Below are 24,402 nucleotides of genomic sequence, written 5' to 3'. Positions count from 1 at the left end.
TTAGCGAAGGTCGGCGTTCGTGCGGCGTCCAGCGTCCTCGCTGGACGTTTCAACGCCGCCGACCGCCGTTGCATCGCGACGGTTCATCTGCGCGAGCTGTACGCGATGTTCTGCGGTGCGCAGGTTCGCGGGATAGCTGGGATCGTCGGCGGCTGGCCCATAGCCGACGCTTTCAAGTTGTCCGAGTTCCGAGAGGAGGTTACCGTTCGCGGCTGTGGCTGTAATAGGTGCGGCGAGAAGGGACAAGAGCAGCGGCAACAATGAAATTCTTCGCATGGCTTGTACGGTCCGTGTGCAGTTGTTAGGGTCTCCATTTTAGGGTTTTCACCTATAATCGGAAGCCGGTTCAGCACGAATCAATGGCTTTCGCGCGTCAATTGATGGTCATAGGCGTGACGAGGAATGCCCGAACGAACGCTAAGCGCGACCGCTGCGCATTGGCCGGAGAGATCGCTGAGCGTCATGCGTGGCCATCGATCAAAGGCGCGCTGCCATGTTCCGAGCTAACGGCGCTAATAGTAGGCCGCAGCCTTGACTTGATTGATCCCTGCGGCCTGTCGACCGACCTGTAAGCGCTTGAGAGCGGCATCAATCCGCTACTCGTCTTCCCGTCTGGTAAGCGGCTGCGTGTGGAAAGCAAACCGCTGGTACGCCGACGCGTTTGCGTTCGATGCGAATCTAACGGTTCCTTCAGCGAGAATGGTCCAATCAGCCTGCGACACGCGAATTTGTTTCTCATCGGCGAGGAGGCCGTCGTCATCGAGTCGGGACCGGGCACTAAGTGGTGAAGTATCTGTCCTGTGATCGTTGTCGCGACGCTTGCAGCCTATCCCAGACGTCAATGTCGGACGGTAGCCGCCCGTTGTCATAGCAGCAAGAAGAACGGCCATACGTCATCAACGCTCGACTCCCCGGTATGGAACACGAACCGACAACTTTCGCGAGGCATTGTTGCGACCGATCAGCGATTTTTTGCTGGGTGCCCGGCGTCGCGCGGTGCGCACTTCATTAGTCCTCCGGGCAACAACCCATAGGCACGCTGAATTCTCACCGAACCGGCGGCCTGAGCTCCTTGTAGACGCATTACACGTCTTTCTTTCAGTCCTAGGTCACAACGCTAAGCCGCTTACTCGTATGCCAATTCGCCCACATTCATCAAGCCGGCAGTCACCGTTGGCGCCGACTCCTCTACATCTGCTTGCGATCTTCACTCGCATCGGGCTGACTAGTTTCGGCGGTGGCCTCAGTGGCTGGCTGCTACGGGAATTCGTAAATGAACGACAGTGGCTGAGCGAGGAGGAGTTCCTTAACGGACTGTCGTTGTCCCAGGCATTGCCCGGCATCAACGTGAAGAACATGGCCATCTGGATCGGCTACCGGCTTTGCGGAAAGCGCGGCGCGATTGCGGGCTTCAGTGGCATCATCATCCCCCCCGCAATTCTTATTGTTCTGTTCGGGTTAGTGTTTGCCGCGCTTGCGCGTTTCCCCGCGACTCGCTTCGCTCTAGCGGGCGCGGCGGCTGGCGCCGTCGGTCTGTCCCTCGCGATGGCGCTGACCGCAGTTCGTCGCGTGCCGCGGCGCTTAATGTCCTTCATCGTGATGTTGGCGACGTTCGCGTCGATAGGCGTTCTGCACTTTCCGACAGTCTATGTGGTGCTTGTGGCTGCCGTCGTTAGCATCACGGTGGAGTATCGACGGCTCGGAGATGGAACTCTCTTGGAAGCCGAGCAGCGGGAGCACCAAGAATGACGAGCCGCCTTTTCGCGCTGTTCAGTGTTTTCGCACCGTTGTCGCTCGCAACCATCGGCGGAGGGCAGACTGTGATTGCCGACATGCAGCGTCAGGTTGTCGATGTGCATCACTGGATGACCAACGCCCAGTTTCTCAGTGACTTCGCGATAGCCCGCATGGCCCCCGGTCCCGGCTCCCTCCTTGCTACATTGATAGGCTGGCAAGTAGCAGGTTTCTGCGGCGCTGTGATCTCAACGGTGGGACTCTTTTGCCCAACTGCTGTTTTAATGTACGGAGTCGTGCGTTTGTGGGACCGGCATCGTGGGGCGCGTTGGCTGACGGCACTTGAGAATGGGCTTCGGCCGGTCGCTGCAGGCATGATCGCCGCCGCCATCTACGTGTTGTTTGATGCACTCGACGGCGGATGGCTCGCGCGCGCTATCGCCATTGTTTCCACCATTCTAGTCATCACAACGCGCCTTCACGCGCTCGTCCTTGTGGCGGGCGGGGCGGCAATATTTCTGCTCCTGCATCTTGCCATAGGCGTTGCCTGAGCCCGTTCCATTGCCTTGGAGGAAGGACGTCAAAACGCCGAAAGCGCCTCTCGACGGATAGCGACGACAGGCGCACGGTGACATCCCATTGTCAGTTACTCAGAAACCCCCGTCCATCGGTCGGCGGGGGTATCCTATCTACGGACCTTTCGAAGGTCAGCACATGCTTATCGAACAGGCTCAATTCGGTAGTTCCGGTAGCCGAATGCCACGGGTTCGTTTCGATCACCGCAGGATCAAGTGCGATGTTGGAAAAGCGCTCGGCAGGGCCCGACAGACGCCGCGTCGTCCGCCGCTAGGACCGATCGTGCGCGATGGACGCGGCAGTCTCAAAAAGAGCACGTCGTCGCTGGTCGGCGCGACCTGATTGGACAGCCACCGAGAGCGCACGGTAACGGTCAGCGCAACTGCGATTGTGCGGCACGCACCGCGTAGGCGGGCAAGCGACAACTGCTTCCCGCACCAGCCTGAAAAAGTCGCATCGGTTGATAAACACCAAACGACAAGGGCGGGGAATTTAAAAGCGGGCGGGATCGTCGCCCGCATAGTTCCTTCGCCGCAGTACGCGCCGCATGTGCTGTGGCGGCGCCAAACGGCGCATGACGTCGGTCTCGAACAGGCCTGGTTTAGTCGACGGGGTCGCCGTTCTGCGGACCGGGATAGCGCGCGAGCCAGTAAGCATATTGCTCGGGCAACACCGACGACGATTTGCGCAGGCCCAACGTCCGCGCCGCGCCGAACGGGTAATGCGGATCGGCGAGATGCGCGCGGCCCATCATGGCGAGATCGAGTTGATCCGTCTCGATCGCCTGATTCGCTTCGGCAGGATCGTCCATGCCCCATGCTGTGGCGACGGCGATAGCCGCTTCGCGACGCACGCGCGCGGCGATCGGCGCCATAAAGCCCGATGACCATGGCACCTCTACCTGCATTGTCGAGAAGCCCATGCTGACATTGAGCAGATCGAGACCGTCGCGTTTCATCTGTCTCACAAGCTCGATAGACTCCGCGAGCGTATCTTCGTCGCGCCCGTCGAATTCGATCACGCCGAAGCGCGCCGTCAGCGGCAGGCGTTCGGGCCACACGTCCCGTACGGCATTGAGCGTTTCAGAAAGGAAGCGTCCGCGGCCCTCCGCATTGCCGCCGTAGCGATCCTGGCGTTGGTTCGCGTGAACGGAGAAGAAGCTCTGCGCGAGATAGCCGTGCGCAAAATGCAGTTCGAGCCACTCGAAGCCCGCCTCGCGTGCACGTACGGCAGCCGCGACGAAATCCGCCTTTACGCGGGCGATGTCGTCGAGCGTCATCTCCGTGGGCACCTTGTCGAGTTTGCCGCCAAACGCGATGGGCGAGAGCGAGATGGTTTGCCAGCCGCGCGCATCGCTGTTCGGAATGTGATCGTCGCCGTCCCACGGACGATTGGCGCTGCCTTTCCAACCCGCGTGACCGATCTGAATGCCTGGCGTCGCGCCTGCACTCTTGATCGATGCTGCGATCCGCGCCATGCCCTGCGCTTGCGTGTCGTTCCACAAGCCTGTGCAGGCCGGCGTGATGCGGCCTTCGGGCGACACCGCCGTTGCTTCGACGATGACAAGTCCAGCGCCGCCGCGTGCGAGACTTGCGTAATGGACGTCATGCCAGTCGTTCGTGACGCCGTCGACAGCACTGTACTGGCACATCGGCGGCACGGCGATGCGGTTACGCAGCGTGACGTCCTTGAGCGCGAAAGGGCTGAAAAGCGCTGTCATGTGATCCTCTTAGAAATGAATGTGCTGCGTTCGCTCGAGCGTCACGATAGATTTGCCGGTGAACGCGCGATGTTTGAGGGCGTCGAGCTGACGCGGCAGATGCTCGAACGTCTCGCTGTACCGCTCTTCCGCGACGAATCGGCCACTCGCTACGAGGCTTAGGATCTGCTCGCCGGCATCGACGAGGCGCCCAGTCGAGGTCGCTGCCATGATCATGCAATGCGCCCAGCGCGACCTCGTGAATCGACAGCGTTCGTCCGAAGGGCGTACAAGGCCAAGTATCGACGCGGCTTTGGATGCAGACCAGATGACCACTCGCGCTAAGCACCGGCGCAAGGCGCATCGCGTGGTCAGCGTTCACGCAGTCGATGACCGCGTAGAACGCGCCTGCATGCCGCACGGGCCATTGCGGGTCGGCACCAAGCGGGCCTTCGAAGCACTCAATCGCGCCGAGCGCGGTCAGCCGCTCCCAGTGGCGCGGATGACACATCACGCTTACCCTAAAGCCACGCATAAGGGCGACTTGAAGCGCGTACAACCCGACTGCGCCACCTGCGCCGCTGATCAGCACTCGCGCGCCCGCGCGCGTCGGCAACTTCTCGAGCGCGAGCCAGGCGGTCAGCGCCGGGCAGGGCAAGCTCGCGGCCGTGGCGAAGTCGATGTCCGGCGGCACGAGCATCAGCGCACGCGCCGCAACTGGCGTGTAGTGCGCGAAGCTCCCCGGCGTGTGAGACTGGTGTGATACGCAACGCGCTGGCCCAGCCATCCGCGCGCATCATCGTCGGCGACTGCAACGACAACTCCTGCGCCGTGCACGCCGGGCCCTTTCCCCGCCTGCCAGTTCACAAGGTCGCCGCCGAGCACTTTCCAGTCGACCGGATCCAAGCCGATCGCCGCGTTGCGCACGAGCACGAAGCCTGGGTCGAGCGGGGCGGTGTTGATTTCACTCAACTCGAGTGCTTGCGGATCGGCGCTTCCAGTCCATCCCCATGCGCAATAGGCACGCGACGGGGCGTCATCGCCTTGCAGGTGCATCACTGGTACGCGCCGGCGGAATAGGTCAGCTCGTAGCTGTGGCTATAAATTTCGAGAATGTTGCCGAATGGATCTTCCATGTACACCATGCGATACGGCTTCTCACCCGGGAAGTATTCGCGTACCGGCATGCGCTGCTTGCCGCCCGCCGCGACGATCTTCGCCGCCAGGCCCTCGACGTCCGGGTCCTGCACACAGAAGTGGAAGACGCCGGTTTTCCAGTACTCGAAGTTGTTCTCGGGCTTCTGCGCGTTCCTGAACTGAAAAATCTCTACGCCGATACGATCACCCGTCGAAAGATGCGCGATACGGAATGACTGCCAGCCCGCGCCGAAGACATCGGTGCACATGACGCCGATGGCACTGTCGTCTTCTGTGATAGTCGTCGGCGGCATGATGAGATACCAGCCCATGACTTCGGTATAGAACTCGACGGCGGCATCGAGATCCGTGACGGACAGGCCAATGTGGGAGAAGGCGCGAGGGTAGGGTGTCATAGAGGTAAGTTAGGTTCGAATCGTAGATGATTTTGCGTTCGATACTTCACGCGATGGCTTGCAGCGCTAGCCGCGCGGCTTCGTCCGAGGACGCCGGGTTCTGGCCGGTGACTAGCCGGCCATCGCGAATGGCGTGCGGCTGAAAGTCGGAGGCAGCGACGTATCTGGCGCCGAGTGATCGAATGCGGTCTTCGAGCAGGAACGGGACGACCTTAGTGAGTCCGGCCGCCGCTTCTTCGCTATTGCTGAAGCCTGTCACGTTGCGGGTTGCGAGCAAGGGCGCGCCGTCGGCATCTTTCACGTTGAGCAGGCCGGCCGGGCCGTGGCAGACCGCCGCAAGCACTTTGCCGCGACGCCAGGCGTCGGAGAGCAGACGCGCGAGCGTTTCGCTTGTCGGCAGGTCCCACATCGTGCCGTGGCCGCCAGGCAGAAAGATCGCTGCGTAGTCGTCAACGTTCACGTGGTCAAGCGCTACCGCCGATTGCACGTGTTTCATGGCCCGCGAGTCGTTCATAAAGCGTTCGACGCTAGCAGGACGGCTTCCCTCCGGACCGATCGAATGCGGATCGAATGGCACCGCGCCGCCTTTGATCGATGCGATTTCCACTTCCTTGCCTGAGTCGACAAACACGTAATACGGCGTCGATAATTCTTCGAACCAGACACCCGTGGCCCGTCCGTCCTCGCCCATCGTGGCGTGCGACGTGACGATTATCAGGATTTTCTGTTTGCTCATGTTTATCCCGTTTACTGCGAGCGCGCGGCGCGTGCCGCCGCGACCATGCCGTCGAGCCATTCTTGATGGCCGTTGATCATCGGGTTGGGACGCGCCGTGGCGAGCGCTTTGGCCGGCACTCCATTCTGCGTCTCCTGCGTCAAGATGCGAACGCGCCCGTCGGACAGGTCTTCCAGCAACCATGCGTGATGCACGTCCAGACGCGACTGCGCATCGCCTTCGACCCAGCCGTGCCACGCCACGCGGGCGGCCTGTCCGCCGGAGGGCGGCACATACTCGGTCACTTCGGCTTCCACCGCAAAGCCAAAAGTCGTGAAGCGAAAACGCGCGCCGGCAGCGAGACGCGGACCGTTTTCATCGTAGAAGCGGATCTCCGAGGCGTTGCTGTAGTAGGTCGGCCATTGCGCCGTGTCGTCCAGCATCGGCCAGACGTCCGCGACGCTCAGGCCCGCGACGATGATCTCATTGGACGCGAAATTGTCGGCGAAGCCGGGTACGTAGCCCTGCGGCCAGTGAATGTGATTCATGCTCGAATCTTGGGGTTGTGACTAACCGTGCAGATCATGCTCGTGTGACTGAAATAAATCCAATTGCATGTCATGATCTCAGTCATCATGCTGACTGATATTAGAAACCTTGACCTCAACCTGCTGCGCACTCTGGACGCCTTGCTCGACGAGCGTAACGTCACCAAGGCGGCCCAGCGGCTTTCTCTTACGCAGCCTGCCGTGAGCGGCATGCTGGTGCGCCTGCGCGAAAGCTTCGACGATCCCTTGTTCGTGCGCACGCAACGCGGCATCCTGCCGACCGCCCGGGCGCTCGAGCTCGCGGCGCCGCTCAAGCAGGTGCTGAGCGATATCGACGCGATGCTTCAGCCTCCCGCGTTCGAACCCGCGCGCGCCGAGATGACGCTGAACATCGCGGCGACCGATTACGCCTTGCAGGTCGTGATCGTGCCGTTCCTAGAACGCTTGCGCGAGGACGCGCCCGGTGTGCGCGTGGCCGTCGTGCCAGTGCGCAACTCCGCCTTGCAGGCGCAGTTCGAGCGCGCCGAACTGGATCTCGCGCTTGTCACGCCCGATACGACGCCCGCCGGTCTGCACGCCCGCACGCTCTTCGACGAGCGTTACGTGTGCGTCATGCGCGCCGATCATCCGGCTGCCCGCGCTAAGCGCTTGTCGCTCGACCGCTTCTGCGCGCTCGATCACGCACTGGTGTCGTATAACGGCGGCGCGTTCAGCGGCGTGACCGACGATGCGTTGAGCCGCCTCGGCCGCACGCGGCGCGTGACGCTCTCGGTGACGAGTTTTCTCGTACTGCCGCGCATTCTTCACCGCAGCGATCTGATCGCGGTCGTACCGCGTCGGCTCGTGCAGGCCGATGACGGACTCGCCATCGTGGAAGCGCCTGTCGCCGTCGACGGATTCACGAAGACGGTGGCGTGGCACGAGCGCACGCATCGATCGCCGGCGCATCGCTGGATGCGCGAATTGATGTTCGACGTGTGCGCGAAGCTCGACTGATAGGCAGGCAATCGCTATTAAATGGCACGTCAAGCAGCCGAGCATCGCGTACGGGTTAGTTCTGATGTGTGAGTCTGATGCATCAGGCATGATACATCAACCTGCAGAACAGGATGATTTGGCAATGGTGCTTGCTCTAGCTTCGCCCGAAGTCGTGCTTGACTGCCGCAACTGCCTCGGCGAAAGCCCGGTTTGGGACGACATCTCGCAGACACTGCACTGGACCAACATCCATGCGCGCGAAATCTGGTCTTGGAAGCTGTCGGAACACGAGCCAACCGTGCGGACCATGCCCGAGCGCATCGGCGCAATCGGTTTGCGGGCGGGTGGCGGCCTGGTGCTTGCGCTCGAAAGCGGCTTCGCCACGCTGGACGATGCCAGCATGCAACCGGCGCTGCTGGCCACGCTGCCCATGCCCGCGCCGCATACGCGCCTGAACGACGGCCGCGTCTCGCCGGACGGACGTTTCGTGTGCGGCGGTATGAACGAAGAAACGCCGCAACTCGCCACCGCCGCGCTTCATTCGCTGGATGCAGACTGCCGCGTGCGCGAACTGCTGCCCGCCATTTCCTGCGCGAACTCGCTGTGCTGGAGTCCGGACGGCCGGACAATGTATTTCTCCGATATGCCGACGCGCCGAATCGACGCATTCGATTACGCCGATGGCGAGATCGCCAACCGCCGCGCATTCGCGAAACTCGCGACGCCTGGCGCGCCCGATGGTTCCATCGTCGACGAAGAAGGCTTTTTGTGGAACGCGCAGTGGGGCGGCGGCAAGCTCGTGCGCTACGCGCCCGACGGATCGGTCGAACGCGAGGTCGCGCTGCCCGTATCGAATCCGACGTGCATGATCTTCGGCGGGGCGCAACTCGACATCATGTTCATCACGAGCGCGTGGTTCACGCTCGACGACGCCGCCCGCGCGCGCGAGTCGCACGCCGGCAGCCTGTTTGCGTGGCGGCCGGGCGTGCGAGGTTTGCCGAGCTCACGTTTTCAGGGCTGAGCGCGCGCCGTGTTGAGACCGCACGCGTGATTAAGACACATTAGAGGTTCAGACGAGATGAAGGTTTTCGATAGGGCATCACTCAGCGAACAAGTGGAAACCGCGCTGAAGGAAGAGATCATTGGCGGACGGGTGCGGCCGGGACAGCGCATTAACATCAGCGATTTCCAGGCGGCATGGAAAGTCAGTTCGACGCCATTCCGTGACGCGCTGCGCTCGCTGGAAATTCAGGGCTTCGTGACGGTCGAGGCCCGTAAGGGCGTGTATGTTTCGCCGCTCGACCAGCAGACCGTGAACGAAATTTTCGACCTGCGGATCGCGCTCGAATGCATGGCCGTGGAACGGGCGACGCCCGCCGTTCCTTCCGCCGAGGCCGAACGCGTCCGCACCGCGTATCTCACCGCAGCCGACGCGCTGCGCAACGGCGACGCCGAACCGATCGCGCTCGCCGACCGGCAGGTGCATGAACTCGCGCATGTGTATTGCGGCAACGCGCGGCTGCAAAAGGCGCTGTCGTCGCATATGGAGCTGATCCGCTGGGCGCAGCGCACTATTGTCGACAAGCTGACGGGCGCATATGAAATTGCGTTGCCCGAGCACATCGCGATCATCGAAGCGGTGTTTTTGCGCGACGCACAGGGCGCGGCGAAAGCCATGCGCACCCACTTGGAAAACTCGCGGGATCGCCTGAGCGCGAACATCGATCTGGCGGACCTCAACTCCGAAAACTGAACGCTGACAACCCTCCATCCACGACATGAAGATCCGTACGATCCGTTCCTACGTGCTGCGCGTGCCGCTCGGCGACAAGCTGTTTTATTCGTCGCAGGCTGCGTTCCCCGAGCGCAACAGTTATCTGGTGCGCATCGAAACCGATACTGGCCTCGTCGGCTGGGGCGAAGGTGGACAATATGGGCCGCCGGAGCCGGTCGCGGCGTGTATCGATCATGTGCTCGCGCCGAAGCTGATTGGCCGTGATCCGACCGAGCCCGTGCGCATCTGGGAAGAGCTGTACAACTTCTCTCGCGATTTCGGACAGAAGGGCACCTACGTGGAAGCGATCTCTGCGCTCGATATCGCGCTGTGGGACATCGCGGGGCAATCCGCCGGACTGCCGGTGTGGAAGATGCTCGGCGGACGATTCCGCGAAGCGGTTCCGGCGTACGCGACCGGTTGCTATTACCCGCAGGACTTCAGCCGTCTGCCCGAGTTACTGCGCAGTCTCGAAGAAGAAGCGTCGAGTTATGCCGACGCGGGCTTCGAGATGCTTAAGGTGAAAATCGGCCTGCTGAGCCTGAAGGACGATATCGAACGCCTGCGTGTGATCCGCGCGGCCGTCGGTCCCAATATCGCCATGCTGGTCGACGCCAACCACGCGTACAACGCGACCTCCGCCATTCGCATGGGCCGAATGATGGAGCCGCTCGACGTGCGTTTCTTCGAGGAACCGGTGGTGCCGGAAGACAAGGCGGGCTACCGGCGCGTGCGCGCGGAGAACCCGGTTCCCGTGGCGGGCGGCGAGTGCGAGTTCACGCGATATGGCTTTGCGGAACTGATCAGCAGCGGTTGCGTCGACATCGCGCAGCCCGATCTCGCGGTGTGCGGCGGCTTCACCGCGTTCAAGCAGATTCTTACGTTCGCGAGCACGCATGGCGTCGGCGTAATTCCGCATGTGTGGGGTTCGGGCATCGCGGTCGCGGCGGCATTGCAGGCGATCGCTACTATTCCGCCGATTCCGCACACGGCCAACCCTATCGCGCTCCAGAACGAGCCGATCGTCGAATTCGATCGCAAACACAATCCCTTGCGCGACGACCTGCTCGATCAGCGTTTCGCGCTCGTGGATGGAAAACTCGCCGTGCCGGATGCACCGGGCCTCGGCGTTACCGTCAACGAAGCCGCGCTGCAGCGCTTCTCTGTTCAATGAAGGAGGATTTCGTGAGTCGATTCGTCAACCAGCGTGTGATCGTCACGGGCGCGGCAGCCGGTCTCGGGCAGGTCATCGCGACTTCTTTCGCCCGCGAAGGCGCGGACATCGCCGTGCTGGATCTACAGCCCGCCCATGAGACGCGTGCGCTCGTCGAAAACGAAGGACGCCGCTGCCAGGTGTTTCATTGCGATGTGCGCGATGAACACGCGGTCGCCGAAGCTGTCACCTCCGCCGCGCAATTCTTTGATCAACGCGTGGACGTGCTCGTCAACAACGCGGGCTTCAATGGCCACTACAACCTCGTCAAGGACATGCAGCTCGCGCAATGGAGCGAGACGCTCGCCATCAATCTGACGGGCACGATGCTCGTCACGCGCGAAGTGTTGCCGCTGATGATCGCGGCGAAGCGCGGCGCGATCGTGACGACCGCGTCGAACGTCGCGCGGCGCGGATTGCCGTTGCGCGCCGACTACGTGTGCTCGAAGTGGGCGCTGCTCGGCCTCACGCAGACGCTCGCGCTGGAAAACGCGGAGCACGGTATTCGCGTGAATGCGGTGTGTCCGGGTCCAGTAGAAGGAGACCGCATCGAAGACGTGATGGCGCATCACGCGAAGAAGGAAGGCAAGAGCATCGAGCAAGTTCGCCGCGAATGGGAAAGCGCCGCGCCGATGAACCGCTTCGTCACGCCGCAGGAAGTCGCCAATACGATGATGTTCCTCGCCAGCACGGATTCCAGCGCCATGACGGGCCAGGCGCTGAACGTGACCGGCGGATTCTTGATGACCTGAAACAAACACGACAAACACGAAATCCACGGAGACACAAATGTTAGTACGACGAATGAAAGGCGTGCGGGTGGCGTTGTCGATCGCTTTGGGTGCGGCCAGCCTCATCTTCTCGATGCAGGCCGATGCGAGCAAAGGGCTTGTCGCGATGTCGCAGTCCGGCATGGAGAACGAGTGGCGCGTGGTCAACACGAAGGACATGGAGAAGAGCTGGAAGGACACGGGCTACGACTTCGTGTGGACGAATGCGAACTGGGATCCCGCCAAGCAGCTTTCCGACGTTCAGGACTTGCTCGCGCGCAAACCCAAGGTGCTGATCGTCGAGCCGGTCGAGTACGAGCCCGCCGCGCCGGTGCCCGGCATGGCGAAGAAGGCGGGCGTGCCGCTCATCGTCGCGGATCGTGCTATGCCGGGCCAGCCGGGAAAAGATGGCTGGATCTCGCTTCTCACCATCAGCTATGAAGATACGGGCGTGCGTGTGGGCAAGGACGTCGTCGCGCAGCTGACGAAGAAAAACGGCAAGCCCGAAGGCAAGCTGCTGCACGTCACAGGCAATACGGGCGCGGCGCCGGTCATCGAGGAACAGAAGGGCCTGGACAGCGTGTTCGCGAAGAATCCGGGTATCAAGTTCGTCGCGAAGTGCGATGGCCGCTATAGCCGCGAAGGCGGCCGCAAGTGCACGGAAGACTTCCTGCAGTCGTTCCCGAAAGGCTCGATCGACGGCATCGTGTTCGACAGCGACGATGAAATGATCGGCGGCCTCACCGCGATCAAGGCTGCCAACCGCGACGATCTGAAAGGTTATCTGTGGGGCAAGGACGGCACCGCCGACGGCCTGAAAGCGATCCTCGACGGCTGGGCGAGCTACACGGTGCAAACGCCGCCGACGTTCGGCGCGCTCGCGGTGAAGGTGTTTAACGACTCGCAAGCCGGCAAGCCGGTGCCGCCCGTCGTGTACTCGGACAAGAAAGAGTTCGACGCCCACACGCCTGAGCATCGCGCGCTCATCGAGCAGCGTTTGAAAGAACTGAAAGCGATGGGCGTCGGCTGCTGCTGATGCGGACGCCTTCAAACGGAGCACGATTGCGATGAACTACGAGAATGCGGTCCCGCTTTTGCGGATGACGGGCATCGTCAAGTCTTATCCTGGCGTGCGCGCGCTCAAGGGCGTGGACTTCGACCTGCGCGCGGGCGAAATCCACTGCCTGATTGGCGAGAACGGCGCCGGCAAATCCACGCTGATGCGCGTGATGTCCGGCGCGGAAACGCCGGACGGCGGGCGCGTCGTGATGGCGGGCCGCGAGTTCGCCTCGCTCGATCCGGTACTGAGCCACGAACTCGGCATCACGGTGATCTATCAGGAAACCGATCTCGTGCTGCCGCTGACCGTGACCGAGAACGTGTTTCTCGGCCACGAGCAGGCCCGGCGCGGCGGCATGCTGGATCGCGCGGGCATGCGCTCGCGCGTCGTTGAGTTGATGGAGCGCTTCAACCTGCGTTTTCCCATCGACGAGCCGGTGCGCAACCTTGGACCGGCGCAGCGTCAGCTCGTGCAGATCGTGAAGGCGGTATCGCGCGAGAGCCGCATCATCGTGCTCGACGAGCCTACGGCTTCGTTGACGGACAATGAAATCGGTCACCTGTTCGAATTGCTTGATGTATTTAGGAAGCAGGGGATCGGGATCGTGTATGTGTCGCACCGGTTGCAGGAGATCATCACCATCGGCGACCGCGTGACGATCATGCGCGACGGCACGCGCGTGGCGACGCATGACGTGAAAGACGTGCGCGAAGCCGATCTGATTCAGGCGATGGTCGGCCGTCCGCTGGAGGACGCTATGCCCGCGCGGCCTGAAGCGAAACGTGGCGGCGAGGTTGTGCTGGCGGCACGCAACCTGACTGTCAAAGGTCAGTTCGAGAACGTGAGTTTCGAGGTACGCAAAGGCGAGATTCTCGGTCTCGGCGGCCTTGTCGGCGCGGGCCGCAGCGAGTTGCTCGAATGCCTCTTCGGCATCACGAAGCCCGATGCCGGCGAGATCGTCATCGAAGGAAAAACGGTGTCGTTTGGCGCGCCGCGCGATGCGATTCGCGCCGGCCTCGGACTCGTGCCGGAAGAGCGTCGCGAGAGCGGTCTCGTGATCGGACGCTCGGTCGAGGACAACATCTCGTATCCGATCCTCAATCGCGTCTCGCGCCTGTCGATGATGCGCAGAAGCCGCTTGCGCGAGATCGCGCAGGGACTGGTTGCGAACATGCACATCAAGACGCCTTCGTTGCAGCAGGCCGTGCGCACGCTCTCTGGCGGCAATCAGCAGAAAGTGGTGCTCGCGAAGTGGCTCGCGAACGACACGCGCATTCTGCTGCTCGACGAGCCGAGCCGTGGCGTGGACATCAACGCGAAGTTCGAGATCCATCAATTGATCCGCAAGCTCGTCGCCGAAGGCATGTCCGTCATCATGGCGTCCTCCGACATGCTCGAACTGCTCGCGTTGAGTGACCGCATTCTCGTCATGGCCGAAGGTCGGGCCGCCGCGGTGCTCGAAGGCGAGCACGCGACGCAAGTGGGAGTCATGCGTCACGCGGTGCCACGGTCCAACGCACACATGGAGGCCGCAGCATGAGCCACGCCACTTCTTCATCGCACGCGGCGGTGTCGTCGCATCATGCGCCCGCACCGCGCGACGTGAAGCGCCTGCTCGCGCGCTACGACGTGTATCTGATTCTGCTGGTGCTGTTCGCTCTCGCGTGCGCGGCGAGTCCGCAATTCATGAGCGTGTCGAACCTCGGAAATCTGCTAACGCAATCGGCGGTGCTGGGCATTCTGTCGGTCGCGCAGTTTCTCGTCGTGCTCACGGGCGGCTTCGATCTGTCCGTCGCCGCGGTCATGGCGCTTTCGTCAATTCTGCTCGCGCGTTATGCGGAGACCAACGTCGTGCTCGCGCTCGGCGGCGCACTGCTCGCTTCCGCGTTGTGTGGCTTCGCGAGCGGCGTGTCGGTCGTGCGCGGGCGGGTGCAGCCGCTTATCGCAACGCTCGCGATGATGGGCGTTGCGCGCGGCCTTGCCTTCAGCGTCAGCGAGAAGAGCGAGCTCACGAATAACCCACTCATTCAGGCGCTCGGCAACATCGGCGGACTGCTCACACCGCCGACGCTTATATGGCTCGTTCTCGCGGCCGTGGTCGCCGTGTGGCTCGCGCAGACGCGCGCCGGTCTGCATTGCTACGCGGTCGGCGGCAACGAGACGACCGCGCGTCTTGCTGGCGTGCGCTCCGACCGGCTGAAGATCGGCGTGTACACGATGGCGGGACTGATCTCTGGCATCGCGGGTATTGCGCTCGTGATCCGGTCGAGCAGCGGCGTGCCGAATGGCGGCATCGGTTGGGAACTGGATTCGATCGCAGCCATCGTGATCGGCGGGGTGCGTTTGTTCGGCGGCGAAGGACGCTTGCTCAAGGCCATGGCGGGCGTGCTCCTCTATCAGTTGATCGCGAACGTGATGAATCTCACGGGCATCGATCCTTACTATCAAAGCATCATTCGCGCGGTGGTCATCGTGGTCGCCGTGGGGCTTTCCGTGCTGCGGCAGGGAAGGCAGAACCGCCGCACGCTCGGCAACAGGGGATGAAGATGACGACCTTGGCTCAACCCACGCACGAAACTTGGTGGCGCTCGCCGCTGGTGCGCAAGAACGCGATCGTGTTCGTATTCGCGCTGTTTCTCGTCGTCGGGACTGCTGTGTCACGCGGCCGTCTGATCGAACCCGGCAATCTCTCGAACATCCTGTTCCAGAGTTCGGTGATCGGCGTCTTGGCGCTCGGCGAGGCGCTGGTGATGCTCACGGGCGGCATCGATCTGTCGATCGTCGCGCTGATGGTGGCGTCGGCGATCTTCATGGGCGGCGCGGGATCGGAGTTGCAGCAACAGATGAGCATGTCCAACGCGCTGCCGTATGTCGGCTTTCTGCCGGCCATCGCCATCGCGATGATCGGCGCGGCGCTCGTGGGCGTGATCAACGGTCTGATGGTGGTCGTATTGCGGATTCCCGCGTTCATCGCGACGCTGGTCATGGCGCTGGTACTATCGGGTGTCGCGATGCTATTCACAGGCGGCGCGCCGATTTACAACCCCGACGCCTTTTTCGCCGATCTCGGCGCGACGCGCGTCTTCACGCTGCCGGTGCCGGTCTACATCTTCCTGGTGCTAACCGCGGTGATCGGCGTGCTGCTCGCGCGCAGCAAGCTCGGCGTGGTGCTGTATGCGCTGGGCGGTAACGGTCGCGCCGCGCGTCTGTCCGGTATCTCGGTGGAGGGCACGACGGTGGCCATCTACACGCTGTCGGGTCTGCTTTCCGGCCTCGCGGGTTTTCTGTTTCTGGCGCGCACGGGGTCGGTCGCGCCCACCTCCGGCGACAACTTCCTGCTCGGCACGATTGCGGCCGTGGTCGTAGGCGGTGTGAGCCTGGCGGGCGGCAAGGGGTCGATACGCAACGCGTTCGTCGGCGTGCTGTTTCTCGCGACGTTGAGCAACTTCCTAAATATCCTGCTCGTCTCGCCGCATATACAGGATGCGATCAGCGGAGTGCTCATCATTCTGGCGATTGCCATCAACGCAAGGCTCGATCCGGATGCTTGAAACGCGTGAGTGGTCGCGCCGCAATTAGCGCACAATGGACGCCAGACAGAAAGTAGCAGACGGAAGACCAATATGATGGACCCGGGACCGCACCGGCAGTGCGAGCCGAGCACCGCGATCGGCCTGCTCGTGCCGGGCTTCCTGATGATGACGCTGCCGATCGTGCTGTGCGGCGACGCGAAGCTCGCGGTTATCACCATCGCGCTCGGATTCTATTCGAACAGCTACACGCCGAACGTCTGTCCGATTCTGCAATTGTCGATCGAACCGCACGCGATCGGTCCGGCGTCGGGCATCATTAACGGCAAGGGAGCGGATCGCGGCGCGGCGCTGGCAGGATTTCTCGTCGGCTTGCTTTATCGTTCGACGGGCGCTTGCATGTCGGGTTTCGTCGTGCCGGGCGCATCAGCGATCGCCTCCCGATGTGGCAATTGGCGCTTCGCCCCGACCTGCGCGCCAGGCAATCGGATGCGATTGGCTGCGGCCCCGGTTATTCATCTATTCAGCTCTCCCGGAGAAACGATGCGTAACTTTTTGACAGCGCGAAGCATCCTGGCGCTCGCCTTCGCGTTATCCGGCGCGGCGCACGCGGACATCATTTCGGCTTGGACATCGGTGCAAATGCCGTCGCCGCCGCCATTGAAGCCGTTCGACGTGACCGATCCGTCGCACACCGCGCTGTTGCTGCTCGACTTCGACACGCAGACCTGTAACGATCATGAGCGCCCGACCTGCGCGCAGTCGCTGCCTGCCGTCGAGGGCCTTCTTAAGCGCTCGCGGCAGGCAAATCTGATGATCGTCTATAGCCTGACGAGCGCCGGCACTTTGGCGGCGGTCCCACCCTCGATCGCGGCCAAGGGCGACGAGACCGTCGTGCAGTCCGGCGTGGACAAGTTTTTCAAGACCGACCTAGAAGCGGCGCTCAAGTCGAAAGGCATTTGGACGGTGATCGTTACGGGCACGATGGCGCACGGCGCAGTGTTGTACACGGCGAGCGAGGCCGCGTTGCGCGGCTTCAAGGTCGTGGTGCCGACCGACGGCATGTCGAGCAAGGATCCCTTCGGTGAAGTCTCGGCGGCGTGGGTGCTGGCGAATGCGCCGGCTGGCGTGAGCACGAACGTCACGCTCACGCGCTCCGACATGATTCGTTTCTCGCGTTAGAGCCAGAGAACGAACAACCGAAGCGGTTATACATCGTCTTCTTGCGCATGAAGCCTTCGATGCCGTGCCGCCCGTCCTCGCCACCCAGCCCGCTATTCTTGTAACCCGTGTGAAAGCCGTGAACGCTCTCGCCACCGGGCCGGTTGATATAGATCTCGCCGAAATTCAACTCGCCGACGCAACGCATGATGCGCGCGTTGTTCTGCGTGAACACACAGGCGGAGAGCCCGTAATCGGATTCGTTGGCGTATCGAAGGGCTTCATCGAAGTCCGAGACTTTCATCGCGGCGACCATCGGGCCGAAGGTTTCGTCTTTCATGATGCGCAAGTCGTTGTTCGGCACCGAGAAGATCGTCGGCAGGAACCAGTGACCGCGTGAATAGAACGCTTCCGCGCCTTCGTGCTGCCAGAGCTTCGTGGCGCCTTGCGCGGTCGCGTTCGCGGCGATGCGCTCCAGCTTTTCGACTTCGCCGCGGCTGATGCGCGGGCCGACTTGCACGTCGGTCATCGGATCGCCGACGCGAAGCGCGCCGACCGCCTTCAGGAACTTCTCCATGAACGCATCGTAGACGCGCTCGTGAACGTACATGCGGTCGTTCGACGTGCAGACCGAACCGCCCGCGAAGAACTTCGCGGCCATCGCGGCGGCGACGGCGGCATCGATATCCGCATCTTCCATCACGATGAACGGCGCCTCGCCACCCAGTTCCAGCCGCAATGGCTTGAGCTTCGGCGCGGCGGCCGCATAGATTTCACCGCCCGCGCGCACGCTGCCGGTGAGCGATACAAGATCGGTATGGTTGTGCGTGACGAGATGCGCGCCGACTTCACGGCCCGCGCCCAGCACGACGTTGAGCACGCCCTTGGGAATGCCCGCGCGCGCGCCGAGTTCGGCGAGATAGAGCGAACTCAGTGGCGTGAATTCGTGAGGCTTGACGACGATGGCATTGCCCGCCACGAGCGCCGGTCCGACCTTGCGCGCGAACAGCGCCGCCGGGAAATTCCACGCGGTCATCGCCGCGACCACGCCGAAGGGCACGCACTGGATCCAGAGCTATTCGCGCGGTGCATCGCCGGGCAGAATCTCGCCTTCGATCCAGCGCGCGCTTTCGACGGCATGACGTGGCCGCTCAAACGAAAGGAGACAGCAACATGAACAGTGCATTTGCCCGCTCATCATGTCGTCAACGCGCCCAGCTTCTGCCAGTCGAATTCGATGCCGTGTCCATGCCGTTCCGGCGCGATGGCAAAGCCCTCGTTGATCTTCAGCGGCTCGGCGATGTAATGCTCGATGCCGAAGCCATGCGCCTCCAGATAAGTGCGGTTCGGCGCGGCCGCCAGCAGGTGCACGGTGACGTCGTGCGCGCCGTGCGAGGTCACGGGCAGGTTGTGCGCTTCGGCGAGATGCGCGATCTTCATGAAGGGCGTGACGCCGCCGCAATTGGTCACGTCCGGTTCGGGAAAGCTGATCTTTCCTTCGGCGATCATCTGCTTGAACTCCCAGATGGTCCGCATGTTCTCGCCGGTGGCGATCGGCAACCCGCCTTCGATGGCGATGCGCGCGTGCCCGGCAACATCGTCGGGGATGATCGGTTCCTCGAGCCACACCAGATTGAACGGCGTCAGCGCGCGCGCTGCGCGAATGGCTTGATCGACCGACCATTTCATGTTGGCGTCGGCCATCAGCGGAAAGCCGTCGCCCAGCAATTCGCGCATGGCGGCGACGCGCTGCACGTCTTCGCTCAGATGCTTGCGGCCCACTTTCATCTTGATCGCGCGATAGCCCTTAGAAAGGAAACTCTCCGCCTGCTTCAACAATTGCTCCAGCGGAAAGTCCAGATCGACGCCTCCCGCATAAACCGGCACTTTCGAATCGAAGCCGCCGAGCAGGCGCCAGAGCGGAAGCTTCGCGCGCTTGGCCTTGAGGTCCCAGAGCGCCATGTCGAACGCGGATTGCGCCAGCACCGTCGGGCCGCCGCGTCCGCCATAGTGCAGCGCCCACCAGACCGATTGCCAGAGCGATTCGACGAGATCGGCGTCGTGTCCGCGCGCCAGTTCGGCGATTTCGAGCGCCGACGCCTGTACCGCGCGGCCGTTACGCCCGACCGTGTACGTATAGCCGACGCCTTCCGCGCCGTCCGCATCGCGCACACGGATCGTCACCAGTTCGAAGTTCGGGATCAGGCCATGCGTGCTGTCGGACAGCGGCACGGGCAGGGGAATGCGGAAGTAATCGCTCTGCACTTCACGGATGCTTGCCATCGGAAAAGCCTCGGTTGGGGATGAAGTTTAAACGTGCATCGCATGGCGTCGATGCGCGAATCAACGCTCAGTGATCAACGTTCAGTGAGTCGTATCGAGCGCGCTCGCGGCCACGGCCTGCGGACGCGCCTGGTCGAGAATCAAATCGGCGCAGCGCTTGCCGAGCATCATCGCGGGCGCATTCGTGTTGCCCGCGTTGATGTCGGGCACCGCGGACATATCGCATACGCGCAGGCCCTGCACGCCGCGCACGCGCATGCGCGCATCGAGCATGGCCATCGGGTCGCCGTCCGCGCCCATCCTGCATGTGCTCGCCGGGTGATAGTTGGTCTTGACGAAGCGCTTGCAGTGTTGCCGCAGGCTGTCGTCGTCTTCCTGCAGCGGCATGCCGATGCGCGCCAGCCGCCGCGCGAGCGGCTCGGTCCTGAAGGCATCAAGAAAGAAGCGCTGCCCCGCGATCATCATGCGCATGTCGTCCTCGTGCTGGAGCAGATGAGGCGAGACCAGCGGCATGTCCGACGGATTGCCCGAGCGAAGCCTGACGTAGCCGCGCGACTTCGGCTTGACGACCACCGTCATGATGGTGAGTCCGTACGTGTCCTGCAACGCGCCGTGCGCCTGACGGTCCAGATAGACGATGGGAATAGGGAAGGCCTGGATCGTCGGCTCGCCGTCGCGATCGAGCGGATTGACGAACGCGCTTGCTTCGAAACCGGCGGTTAGGATCGGCCCGGTGCCGAACATGCGGAATTGCAGGCCGTTCTTCAGCATGCGCCAGCCCACGCCTTGCCGGTAGTAGCCGTATTTGCCGTTCGCCATCGCCGTCATCGGTACTTCGGGATGGTCGATCAGGTTCGAGCCGACGCCCGGTAGATCGACATTGCAACGAATGCCGTGATGTTCGAGATGATCGGCGGGGCCGATGCCCGAGAGCATCAGCAACTTGGGCGTGACCAGCGCACCCGCGCTGACGATGACTTCGCCCCTCACATGGACGACATGCTCTTGTCCGCCCTGACGGTACGCCACGCCCGTCGCCACACCGTTCTCGACGATCACGCGCGACACTTCCGCGCCGAGCCGCACGGTGAGCCGGCGATCGCCAGCGAGCGGTTCGATGTACGCATAGGCCGCGCTGCTCCGGCGCCCGCGCCGATTGGTGAACTGATAGAACCCCACGCCGCGCTGCGATGCCCCGTTGAAGTCGGAATTAAAGGGCTCGCCCATCGCCTGCACCGTCTGCACGAACCAGCGCGAGAAGTCGTCGATATGACCGGGATCGGACACCAGCAGCGGGCCATCGACGCCATGCCGTGCGTCGTTGAGCCGCTCGTTGCCTTCGATGGCGCGAAAGTGCGGCAGCACCGCGTTCCAGCTCCAGTCGACAGGATCGGCGTTACCGCGCAGGATCGCGTGCCAGGCGTCGTAGTCGGATGGACGCCCGCGCATATAGACTTGCGCGTTCACCGACGAACCGCCGCCGAGCACGTTGCCCTGCGGAATCTCATGTGCGCGACCGTCGAGATGCGCCTGCGGCACCGTCGTGTGATAGCGCATGTATTTGCTGCCGTGGATCAGCTTGAAGATGCCGGGCGGCGAGTCGAGCAACGGGTGATGATGCGACGGCCCGGCTTCGAGCAGCAGCACGCGATAGCCGCCCTGCGTGACGAGCCGGGCGGCGCTCACGCATCCCGATGCACCGCCGCCCACCACGATAAAGTCGAATTCCTCGCGTGGCACTCGCGCTCTCCATGATATGGGTTGTCTGCGTAGCAACAAACCGGGCCACGCTTTTCATACGATTTTCCGCGGTCATTAAACGTTTTACGACGCTGTGAGCATAAAACGTTTTATGATTGCGCGGCAATCGCAGCGTTGAGTCTGCGGGGTAAACCACGAGTCGAGGAAGCAGAAAACGTGAGCAGAACCAAACCGCATTCTGGCGCGGGCCGTCGGCCGACCATCCTCGATGTGGCCTCGGCGTGCGGCATGTCGCCCGCGACGGTATCGAACGTGTTGGCGGGCAAGCGCCACATCGCGCAGGAAACACGTGCACTCGTGCTCGCGACGGTGACGGAACTGGGCTACGTTGCATCGGCGACGGCGCGCGGCCTCAGGATGAACCGCACGTGGTCCGTCGGCGTGGTCGTCGGCGATATCGCGAATCCGTTCACGCCCGAAGTGCTGCACGGCATCGAAGACGCGTTATGGGAGCGGCACCACAACCTGATCTTGTGCAGCACGGGTTCGCAGTCGGACCGCAAGGTCGCGTATTTACGCAATCTCATCGACAAGCATGTGGACGGGCTGATTCTCGTCGCGCAGAAACTCACTGGCGACGAAGCGGCGGAACTCGATCTCGCGCGAGTTCCGCCGCTCGTCATGATCAACCGGAAAAGCGATGCGTTGGCCGGCGATCATGTTGCAATCGATAGCCGGGGCGGAATGACGGCGTTGATGACGCATCTGCTCGGATTGGGACATCGGCGTATTGCGTTCGTGAAGGGCGCGCGCGATTCGAGTTCCGCGGGCGAGCGGTATCGCGCTTATCGCAGCGCCATGAAACGCGCATCGCTTCAGGTCGACCCTGCGCTCGTCATGAACGGCGATTACACCATCGACGGTGGCACGCGCGCCGGTCATTCGCTCGTGGACCTGGCGCGGCCGCCGACGGCGATCGTGGCGGCCAACGACCTGATGGCGATCGGCGTGCTCGGCGCTTTGCGCGAGAGAGGCTTGTCGGTGCCTGGCGACATCTCCGTCGCCGGCTTCGACGACATCTTTCTGTCAGGGCATCCGCTGATCGATTTGACGACCGTATCTCAGCCGAAGTACGACACGGGTGTGGTCGCGGCGCGCACGCTGCTGGAACGGATCGAAGCGGGCGCGGAACTGGCGCCGCGTTTCGTCGGCCTCGAAGCCGAACTGAAAGTGCGCGGCAGTACGGCGCCGCCGCGTGCCGCGAGCAGTCGCAAACTCAAGCGTTGATGGGCGGGCTTCTACTTTAGTGTCGCGGAAGCTGGCGCGGCTTCGGATGCATCGTCGGCCGCGCAACCGCAGCCGTAGCCCGGCTTGCCCCATTTGAACAGTCGCGACGTCTTGCCGATACCGGGGTTGAAAGTGTTGGTCGGGTCGAGTTCTTCGTAGAACCGTTTGAGCGACGCCTTCGCCTCATACAGATGCCCGACGTTGTGCTCGGCGGGATATTCGGCACCGCGCGCCGCCAGTAAAGCGAGAATGTCGTCCTTGATCCGGTCGCAATCCGCTCCTTTCTTCACCAGATATTCCTGATGCAGCACGTGGCAGAAGAAGTGGCCGCAGTACATCGTGAACTCGATGTCCTTTGTGATGTGCGGCGGCAGGCGCTCGAACCAGTCCGTCGTGTTGCGCGGCAGCGCGATGTCCAGCGCGACGATATCTTCCACGGTTCGCGGATGCACGGCACGATAACGGACCATCGCCCCGCCGATGGCGAAACGATTCAGAAACGCGGCTTTGCCTTCTTCCTCCGTGCATTCGAAGAAGTCGCCCTGTTGCGTCGGGAAGCGCGATTGAAGATAGGCGCGCGCTTCCTGCACGCCATCGTTACCCATCTTCAGCAACAGATGATGTTCGAAGCGGTCGCGGTAATCGATGAGGCGGCGCGGCAAGTGCTCGGGCAAGAGACGGCTTGCCGCCTGCAACAAGCGGTCGCTGATGGCGTTGCCGAGACCGGCTTTTTCGGTCAGTCCGTCGAAGCGGCTTTTCGCGGCGAATGCACCGGCTACTTTGTCTGTGCCGAACTTTCGGATGTACAGGAACATGTCCTTGCCATAGCGGCGGCTGATATCGAACGCGCCGCGATGCATGTATTCGCCCGCAATCGGCAGGCTGGCGAAACCGCCCAAGATATCGCGGCGAATGGTTTCGAGTTCGGCCGGATCGTTGCTGCCGATGTAGAACACTTGCGTGTGTTCGTCCGCCGCGAATGTATCGAGCCGCAGCGCGAAGACCGCGAGGCGCCCGGCCGAACCCGATGCTTCGTAAAGTCTGCGCGGGTCGGCGTTGAAACGCGCGGGCGTCGATGCCGCGATGTCGCGCACATGCGTGCCGTACTCGTGATCGGAGGCGAGCCGTCCGTCGGCTTCCGGGATATCGTCGGGGAGTTCGCCCGCGTCCAGACGCGCGAGTATGGTTTCGGCGGAATCGCCCAGATCGATTCCCAAGTGGTTGACGAGTTGCAACTCGCCTTCCGCCGTGATGCGCGCATGAATCGATAACTGCGTGTATGCCGGACCTCGCCGAATCAGCGAGCCGCCCGAGTTGTTGCAGATGCCGCCCGTCACCGAAGCGCCGATACAACTCGAGCCGATCACGGAATGCGGTTCGCGTCCGATCGTTTGCAGGCGCTTTTCAAGCTTATCCAGCGTCACGCCGGGCTGGCAGATCACCTGTTCGCCGTCGCGAATCAGATCGAGCCGCCGCAAACGCATTCCGTTGATGACGACGACCGGGCGGTCGTAGCCATCGGAGGCGGGCGTCGATCCGCCCGTCAGACCTGTATTGGCCGCCTGACAAATGACGATGACTCCAGCACGATGACAGGCCTGCAACGCCCGCCAGAATTCCACCAGCGTTCCGGGCTGCACGGCCGCAAGAATCTCGCCGCCACCATAGCGATACCCTTGCCGGAAACGGCGCGTTTCAGTCGAAGCAGTAAACACGAATCGGGTGCCAACGATGTCGCCGAGCGACTGAATGAGTTCTTGCATGATTGGAAGCTGAGGGTGCTTTATGCGTTAGTGCGAATGCGTCGGCAGCGGAAATAG

At 62.6% G+C, this 24,402-nt stretch carries 24 protein-coding genes and 1 pseudogene; 14 read left to right on the top strand and 11 right to left on the bottom strand.

Going from position 1 to position 24,402, the window contains the following annotated elements; genetic code table 11:
• Window positions 1–261, bottom strand: a complete 261-nt coding sequence (locus LDZ21_RS29985; protein WP_244797803.1) for a DUF4148 domain-containing protein — start codon at window positions 259–261, stop codon at window positions 1–3.
• Window positions 262–1,134: 873 nt separating this feature from the next.
• Here LDZ21_RS29985 and LDZ21_RS29980 point away from each other — a divergent pair.
• Together LDZ21_RS29980 and LDZ21_RS29975 are read left to right on the top strand one after the other, a co-directional pair.
• A complete protein-coding gene (locus LDZ21_RS29980; RefSeq protein ID WP_244797802.1) occupies window positions 1,135–1,749 on the top strand; it encodes a chromate transporter in 615 nt (204 codons plus the stop codon).
• Complete coding sequence (locus tag LDZ21_RS29975) at window positions 1,746–2,285, top strand: chromate transporter (RefSeq protein WP_244797801.1); 540 nt, start codon at window positions 1,746–1,748, stop codon at window positions 2,283–2,285. Before LDZ21_RS29980 ends, LDZ21_RS29975 begins: the two co-directional genes overlap by 4 nt.
• 626 nt (window positions 2,286–2,911) lie before the next feature.
• On the opposite strand, the gene LDZ21_RS29970 is transcribed toward LDZ21_RS29975, so the two are convergent.
• The 6 genes from LDZ21_RS29970 to LDZ21_RS29945 all read right to left on the bottom strand — a co-directional run bounded on the left by LDZ21_RS29970 (window position 2,912) and on the right by LDZ21_RS29945 (window position 6,825).
• Window positions 2,912–4,030, bottom strand: coding sequence for an NADH:flavin oxidoreductase/NADH oxidase (locus LDZ21_RS29970; protein WP_244797800.1), 1,119 nt, complete (start codon window positions 4,028–4,030; stop codon window positions 2,912–2,914).
• 9 nt (window positions 4,031–4,039) lie between these two features.
• Entirely contained in the window at window positions 4,040–4,240 is a 201-nt protein-coding gene (locus LDZ21_RS29965; protein ID WP_244797799.1) for a hypothetical protein, read from the bottom strand.
• A 468-nt stretch (window positions 4,241–4,708) separates the two neighbouring features.
• Window positions 4,709–5,065 carry an alcohol dehydrogenase catalytic domain-containing protein gene (locus LDZ21_RS29960; protein WP_404980720.1) on the bottom strand — a complete coding sequence of 119 codons (357 nt, stop codon included), beginning with the start codon at window positions 5,063–5,065 and terminating at the stop codon, window positions 4,709–4,711.
• The gene (locus tag LDZ21_RS29955; RefSeq protein WP_244797797.1) at window positions 5,065–5,562 is read right to left on the bottom strand and encodes a lactoylglutathione lyase family protein; all 498 of its coding nucleotides are present in this window, start codon (window positions 5,560–5,562) and stop codon (window positions 5,065–5,067) included. The genes LDZ21_RS29960 and LDZ21_RS29955 overlap by 1 nt, the downstream gene beginning before the upstream one ends.
• A gap of 46 nt (window positions 5,563–5,608) precedes the next feature.
• Window positions 5,609–6,298: a type 1 glutamine amidotransferase domain-containing protein gene (locus tag LDZ21_RS29950; RefSeq protein ID WP_244797796.1), complete on the bottom strand. Its 690-nt coding sequence runs from the start codon at window positions 6,296–6,298 to the stop codon at window positions 5,609–5,611.
• Window positions 6,299–6,309: 11 nt separating this feature from the next.
• Window positions 6,310–6,825 carry an SRPBCC domain-containing protein gene (locus LDZ21_RS29945; RefSeq protein WP_244797795.1) on the bottom strand — a complete coding sequence of 172 codons (516 nt, stop codon included), beginning with the start codon at window positions 6,823–6,825 and terminating at the stop codon, window positions 6,310–6,312.
• Window positions 6,826–6,912: 87 nt separating this feature from the next.
• Between LDZ21_RS29945 and LDZ21_RS29940 the strand changes: the two genes are divergently transcribed.
• The 11 genes and pseudogenes from LDZ21_RS29940 to LDZ21_RS29895 all read left to right on the top strand — a co-directional run bounded on the left by LDZ21_RS29940 (window position 6,913) and on the right by LDZ21_RS29895 (window position 17,332).
• On the top strand, window positions 6,913–7,821 hold the full coding sequence (locus LDZ21_RS29940; protein WP_244797794.1) for a LysR family transcriptional regulator: 909 nt from the start codon (window positions 6,913–6,915) through the stop codon (window positions 7,819–7,821).
• Between the two features lie 124 nt (window positions 7,822–7,945).
• Window positions 7,946–8,824 (top strand): SMP-30/gluconolactonase/LRE family protein, encoded by an 879-nt coding sequence (locus LDZ21_RS29935; protein ID WP_244797793.1) that lies wholly within the window; start codon window positions 7,946–7,948, stop codon window positions 8,822–8,824.
• Between the two features lie 57 nt (window positions 8,825–8,881).
• The gene (locus LDZ21_RS29930) at window positions 8,882–9,556 is read left to right on the top strand and encodes a GntR family transcriptional regulator (RefSeq protein ID WP_244797792.1); all 675 of its coding nucleotides are present in this window, start codon (window positions 8,882–8,884) and stop codon (window positions 9,554–9,556) included.
• A gap of 25 nt (window positions 9,557–9,581) precedes the next feature.
• Window positions 9,582–10,751, top strand: coding sequence for a mandelate racemase/muconate lactonizing enzyme family protein (locus tag LDZ21_RS29925; RefSeq protein WP_244797791.1), 1,170 nt, complete (start codon window positions 9,582–9,584; stop codon window positions 10,749–10,751).
• A gap of 11 nt (window positions 10,752–10,762) precedes the next feature.
• Entirely contained in the window at window positions 10,763–11,542 is a 780-nt protein-coding gene (locus tag LDZ21_RS29920; protein WP_244797790.1) for an SDR family NAD(P)-dependent oxidoreductase, read from the top strand.
• A 37-nt stretch (window positions 11,543–11,579) separates the two neighbouring features.
• Window positions 11,580–12,596: a substrate-binding domain-containing protein gene (locus tag LDZ21_RS29915; RefSeq protein WP_244797789.1), complete on the top strand. Its 1,017-nt coding sequence runs from the start codon at window positions 11,580–11,582 to the stop codon at window positions 12,594–12,596.
• Between the two features lie 31 nt (window positions 12,597–12,627).
• A pseudogene (locus LDZ21_RS31565) lies at window positions 12,628–13,140 on the top strand (ATP-binding cassette domain-containing protein); the annotation flags it as partial.
• 141 nt (window positions 13,141–13,281) lie between these two features.
• Window positions 13,282–14,160 (top strand): ATP-binding cassette domain-containing protein, encoded by an 879-nt coding sequence (locus tag LDZ21_RS31560; protein WP_441301347.1) that lies wholly within the window; start codon window positions 13,282–13,284, stop codon window positions 14,158–14,160.
• Entirely contained in the window at window positions 14,157–15,164 is a 1,008-nt protein-coding gene (locus LDZ21_RS29905) for an ABC transporter permease (protein WP_244797787.1), read from the top strand. The genes LDZ21_RS31560 and LDZ21_RS29905 overlap by 4 nt, the downstream gene beginning before the upstream one ends.
• A 2-nt stretch (window positions 15,165–15,166) precedes the next feature.
• Window positions 15,167–16,171, top strand: coding sequence for an ABC transporter permease (locus LDZ21_RS29900; protein WP_244797786.1), 1,005 nt, complete (start codon window positions 15,167–15,169; stop codon window positions 16,169–16,171).
• A gap of 72 nt (window positions 16,172–16,243) precedes the next feature.
• Window positions 16,244–17,332: an isochorismatase family protein gene (locus tag LDZ21_RS29895; protein ID WP_244797785.1), complete on the top strand. Its 1,089-nt coding sequence runs from the start codon at window positions 16,244–16,246 to the stop codon at window positions 17,330–17,332.
• Here LDZ21_RS29895 and LDZ21_RS29890 read toward each other — a convergent pair.
• From LDZ21_RS29890 to LDZ21_RS29880, 3 genes are all read right to left on the bottom strand, one after another.
• Window positions 17,298–18,371 (bottom strand): aldehyde dehydrogenase family protein, encoded by a 1,074-nt coding sequence (locus LDZ21_RS29890; RefSeq protein WP_244797784.1) that lies wholly within the window; start codon window positions 18,369–18,371, stop codon window positions 17,298–17,300. The genes LDZ21_RS29895 and LDZ21_RS29890 overlap by 35 nt on opposite strands.
• Before the next feature lie 137 nt (window positions 18,372–18,508).
• A complete protein-coding gene (locus LDZ21_RS29885; RefSeq protein WP_244797783.1) occupies window positions 18,509–19,594 on the bottom strand; it encodes a mandelate racemase/muconate lactonizing enzyme family protein in 1,086 nt (361 codons plus the stop codon).
• 81 nt (window positions 19,595–19,675) lie between these two features.
• Window positions 19,676–21,334, bottom strand: a complete 1,659-nt coding sequence (locus LDZ21_RS29880) for a GMC family oxidoreductase (protein ID WP_244797782.1) — start codon at window positions 21,332–21,334, stop codon at window positions 19,676–19,678.
• Between the two features lie 177 nt (window positions 21,335–21,511).
• On the opposite strand from LDZ21_RS29880, the gene LDZ21_RS29875 reads away from it, so the two are divergent.
• The gene (locus LDZ21_RS29875; RefSeq protein WP_244797781.1) at window positions 21,512–22,582 is read left to right on the top strand and encodes a LacI family DNA-binding transcriptional regulator; all 1,071 of its coding nucleotides are present in this window, start codon (window positions 21,512–21,514) and stop codon (window positions 22,580–22,582) included.
• A gap of 11 nt (window positions 22,583–22,593) precedes the next feature.
• Here LDZ21_RS29875 and dld read toward each other — a convergent pair whose 3' ends face one another.
• Window positions 22,594–24,345 (bottom strand): D-lactate dehydrogenase, encoded by a 1,752-nt coding sequence (gene dld / locus LDZ21_RS29870; protein ID WP_244797780.1) that lies wholly within the window; start codon window positions 24,343–24,345, stop codon window positions 22,594–22,596.
• Between the last annotated feature and the right edge of the window lie 57 nt (window positions 24,346–24,402).

This window comes from Caballeronia grimmiae, assembly GCF_022879615.1.
Lineage (GTDB): Bacteria > Pseudomonadota > Gammaproteobacteria > Burkholderiales > Burkholderiaceae > Caballeronia > Caballeronia grimmiae.
Note: the sequence above shows the minus strand (reverse complement) of the source record. Positions and strands in the feature narration are given on the sequence as shown.

Bases quoted from the DNA above. Each gene is read 5' to 3' on its own strand.
- LDZ21_RS29955 (WP_244797797.1), bottom strand. From the start codon at position 5,562: ATGACACCCTACCCTCGCGCCTTCTCCCACATTGGCCTGTCCGTCACG.
- LDZ21_RS29970 (WP_244797800.1), bottom strand. From the start codon at position 4,030: ATGACAGCGCTTTTCAGCCCTTTCGCGCTCAAGGACGTCACGCTGCGT.
- LDZ21_RS29905 (WP_244797787.1), top strand. From the start codon at position 14,157: ATGAGCCACGCCACTTCTTCATCGCACGCGGCGGTGTCGTCGCATCAT.
- LDZ21_RS31560 (WP_441301347.1), top strand. From the start codon at position 13,282: ATGCGCGACGGCACGCGCGTGGCGACGCATGACGTGAAAGACGTGCGC.
- LDZ21_RS29915 (WP_244797789.1), top strand. From the start codon at position 11,580: ATGTTAGTACGACGAATGAAAGGCGTGCGGGTGGCGTTGTCGATCGCT.
- dld (WP_244797780.1), bottom strand. From the start codon at position 24,345: ATGCAAGAACTCATTCAGTCGCTCGGCGACATCGTTGGCACCCGATTC.
- LDZ21_RS29895 (WP_244797785.1), top strand. From the start codon at position 16,244: ATGATGGACCCGGGACCGCACCGGCAGTGCGAGCCGAGCACCGCGATC.
- LDZ21_RS29975 (WP_244797801.1), top strand. From the start codon at position 1,746: ATGACGAGCCGCCTTTTCGCGCTGTTCAGTGTTTTCGCACCGTTGTCG.
- LDZ21_RS29965 (WP_244797799.1), bottom strand. From the start codon at position 4,240: ATGGCAGCGACCTCGACTGGGCGCCTCGTCGATGCCGGCGAGCAGATC.
- LDZ21_RS29945 (WP_244797795.1), bottom strand. From the start codon at position 6,825: ATGAATCACATTCACTGGCCGCAGGGCTACGTACCCGGCTTCGCCGAC.
- LDZ21_RS29940 (WP_244797794.1), top strand. From the start codon at position 6,913: ATGCTGACTGATATTAGAAACCTTGACCTCAACCTGCTGCGCACTCTG.
- LDZ21_RS29935 (WP_244797793.1), top strand. From the start codon at position 7,946: ATGGTGCTTGCTCTAGCTTCGCCCGAAGTCGTGCTTGACTGCCGCAAC.
- LDZ21_RS29960 (WP_404980720.1), bottom strand. From the start codon at position 5,065: ATGCACCTGCAAGGCGATGACGCCCCGTCGCGTGCCTATTGCGCATGG.
- LDZ21_RS29980 (WP_244797802.1), top strand. From the start codon at position 1,135: ATGCCAATTCGCCCACATTCATCAAGCCGGCAGTCACCGTTGGCGCCG.
- LDZ21_RS29900 (WP_244797786.1), top strand. From the start codon at position 15,167: ATGACGACCTTGGCTCAACCCACGCACGAAACTTGGTGGCGCTCGCCG.
- LDZ21_RS29925 (WP_244797791.1), top strand. From the start codon at position 9,582: ATGAAGATCCGTACGATCCGTTCCTACGTGCTGCGCGTGCCGCTCGGC.
- LDZ21_RS29950 (WP_244797796.1), bottom strand. From the start codon at position 6,298: ATGAGCAAACAGAAAATCCTGATAATCGTCACGTCGCACGCCACGATG.
- LDZ21_RS29885 (WP_244797783.1), bottom strand. From the start codon at position 19,594: ATGGCAAGCATCCGTGAAGTGCAGAGCGATTACTTCCGCATTCCCCTG.
- LDZ21_RS29930 (WP_244797792.1), top strand. From the start codon at position 8,882: ATGAAGGTTTTCGATAGGGCATCACTCAGCGAACAAGTGGAAACCGCG.